We start from the raw sequence: 742 nt of genomic DNA, 5'->3' as shown, positions 1-742 counted from the left end.
ATATGTCGGTGTAAAAAGCAGCCAGGTACTTAGTGAAGTACCTGGCTGCCTCTAGCCGGATATTTTCTGGATCTACCCACCTCATACCCTCCGATTGATCCAGCAATAGGAAGACATCCAGTGGACGAGGAGTTTCAAGGGGTTGAGCCTGAACTTGGAGGATCGGCAGACCCATTACTAATGTTACTAATAACAACGGAAGGGAGAACCCAATAACAACCCTTCCCGTTACAGAAGGTGTGATCGACAACGACATCTACTCTCCAGAAGGATTAGGGGATATCTTTGGAGTCTGTGCGGCGAAAGATCAAAGGATCGGAAATGGAAGCTCCATTGACTCCATGTCCGCATCGCCATTGATCAAGCGTTCTAAATGCGGACTTATATTATAAATTATACTCCAGGTGGCAATCTTTCAACAAGCAATTTCCTTTGTTTCCATTAATAATATAAATTCTTGCCTTCTCTAAAAAGCTTCCAAAAGCCATCTCTATCTTTGGAAGCCAGGGCTATTCGCTGTATCCCCAGCTCCAGAGAAGCTAGATCAGTGGCAAAAGATAGTCTCAAAAAATGCCTATTTTCGCTACCAATTCGTCCAAAAGCTTTCCTATCCATGGTAGCCACATCATATTGGAATAACAAAAACATCTGAAATAAAGTGGAGGGGGTGGTGCGCTTTTTTATATCATTAGGAGTTACGCAGTTGACTGCCTAATCCCCTAGCCAGTATAATTATAACATA

1 protein-coding gene is annotated in these 742 nt (G+C 43.0%); it reads right to left on the bottom strand.

The genetic code is table 11. The features are described 5' to 3' along the window. On the bottom strand, positions 1–256 hold a 256-nt coding region (locus HW443_RS13130), incomplete at its 3' end, for a hypothetical protein (protein WP_219857268.1). Between the last annotated feature and the right edge of the window lie 486 nt (positions 257–742).

Source organism: Candidatus Hakubella thermalkaliphila, from assembly GCF_013281975.1.
Classification (GTDB): domain Bacteria; phylum Actinomycetota; class Humimicrobiia; order Hakubellales; family Hakubellaceae; genus Hakubella; species Hakubella thermalkaliphila.
This window is presented reverse-complemented; position numbering and strand designations above follow the sequence as displayed.